Raw genomic sequence first — 2,005 nt, forward strand, 5'->3', positions numbered from 1 at the left:
GGGTATTCGTACACGTCGATATAGCGATGGGTGAGGGCGCGTGTCTGCGGCGTATCGTCCAGCATGTAGATCACCCGAATAAGTAAGGACTTTCCCGACCTCGTGGCATGGCGATATGCCAGGATGGTTGGTGCTGGGCAACCCATCTGAGAAGGGGAAAGTCATGGAAAAGATTACTCGTACCGGCGTGGATCTGGCCAAGAACCTGATCCAGTTGCACGGCGTAGACAGCATGGAACGCGTGGTGGTCAGGAAAGCCATCTCACGGCAGAAGTTTCTCGAATGGTTTGCCAACCTTGAGCCGTGTCTAGTCGCAATGGAAGCGTGCAGCGCAGCCCACTACTGGGGGCGCAAGCTGCGCGCGCTAGGACACGAGGTACGCCTGATCGCGCCGCAGCTCGCCGCGCCATACCGCAAGGGCGGCAAACACGTGAAGAACGACAGGCTGGATGCCGAGGCGATCTGCGAGGCCGCGGGGCGGCCGCATATGCGCTTCGTGGCCGTCAAAACGGCAGACCAGCAAAACGTGTTGTTGCTGCACCGGATCAGGAATGGTTCCGTCGAGGAGCGTACCGCGCTCGTCAACCGGCTGCGCGGTGAGCTGGTCGAATTCGGCGTGTTCCTGCCGCAAGGCATCGACGCATTTCGCGCCCATTTCATCGAGTCACTGGAGGACGGGACCACTGAACTGAACGGTGTTGCGCGCACTGCGCTGGAGCGAGGCTGGGAGCACCTGGAGGCCCTTGATCAGCAAATCGCCTGGTGCGACGCTCAGGTCGCCATGCACGTGAAGCATGACAGCAACGCGCAGCGCGTGATGGCGGTCATCGGCATCGGGCCGCTCACCGCGTCGGCCGCAGTGAGCACCGTCGGCGACGCGCGCGTGTTCAAGAATGGTCGCCAATTTGCCGCGTGGCTCGGCACGGTGCCCAAACAGGCGAGCAGCGGCGGCAAGACCCGGCTGGGCCGCATCACCAAACAGGGCAACACATATCTGCGCACGCTGCTGTTCCAGGGTGCGCGCTCGGCCGTAATGGCTGCCCAACGACGAACCGACCGGCTTTCGCGCTGGATCGTTGGGCTCCAGGCACGCGTGGGCTGGTATCGGACGCTGGTGGCCGTCGCCAACAAGCACGCGCGCATCCTGTGGGCGATTCTCGCCAAGGGCGAGCGCTTCGATCCGTCGTATGTGCCGACTCGCGCGGCCCCCCCCACGGGGCCGTGAGGACACAGGCGCATACTCTGATAGATAAGTGATAACGCGTACAGCTGTACAGCTCAACAGAGGACTCCGCACACAAGGATTCAACAGGCATGGATAGCGACAGGTCAGACCGGCAGCGGGCGAACTCGAAGTACGACAAGGCGCTACATAGGATGTATTCGCCGTCACCCGGATGGAGTCCTGCTGCGCGGTTACTATCCTGGCCCGGGCACCGCAATGACAGTGCTCAACAAGGCCGCTTATAGGTATGCAGTCTGTCTCGCCGCTGAATGCCGAATGTCTGCCCGATCGCATCGGAGTCAAACGAATGGATGAATAAACCCCGAGCTTGCAAAAAAGGAAAGTCCTTATAGGTCGTATTGCAACGTCAAACTATTCGACACGCAACGCGACACACGATGCGTCAGAATCAGATCGAGATTCTCGTCCTCGCGCAGCGCGCGATGGGCATCGAAGCCGCTCTTGGGCACCTTCCCAAAACGACCATTGAAGTCAGCGATGAAGTGGGGCGCATAAGCATTCGCCGTCTCCCACGTGTCGATCTTGCGCAAGCGCAATTCCTTGACAAGCCGATCCTGCAAGGTCAGATTGGCCCGTTCCACGCGCCCCTTCGCTTGACTGCTGTTGGCGCATAGCGTATCCACGTTGAGCTCGTACAAGGCCCGTCCGTATTGGGTAACGCCCTTACCGGGCGTACTCGAATTGCGGATTTCGGCGATGGTGATCAGCCGTTTCGGTGAACGTGATCAGTATGGAAGTTGGTGTTGCGCGGTCAGAGAA

1 protein-coding gene and 1 pseudogene are annotated in these 2,005 nt (G+C 60.2%); one reads left to right on the plus strand and one right to left on the minus strand.

Annotated elements, in window-relative coordinates:
- The first annotated feature begins 163 nt into the window (after window positions 1-163).
- Complete coding sequence (locus AWB81_RS42395) at window positions 164-1,225, plus strand: IS110 family RNA-guided transposase (RefSeq protein ID WP_062644507.1); 1,062 nt, start codon at window positions 164-166, stop codon at window positions 1,223-1,225.
- Between the two features lie 353 nt (window positions 1,226-1,578).
- Here AWB81_RS42395 and AWB81_RS42400 read toward each other — a convergent pair.
- A pseudogene (locus tag AWB81_RS42400) lies at window positions 1,579-1,908 on the minus strand (ISNCY family transposase); the annotation flags it as partial.
- Window positions 1,909-2,005: the final 97 nt, after the last annotated feature.

Origin of the sequence: Caballeronia arationis, from assembly GCF_001544975.2 — a bacterium.
GTDB lineage: Bacteria > Pseudomonadota > Gammaproteobacteria > Burkholderiales > Burkholderiaceae > Caballeronia > Caballeronia arationis.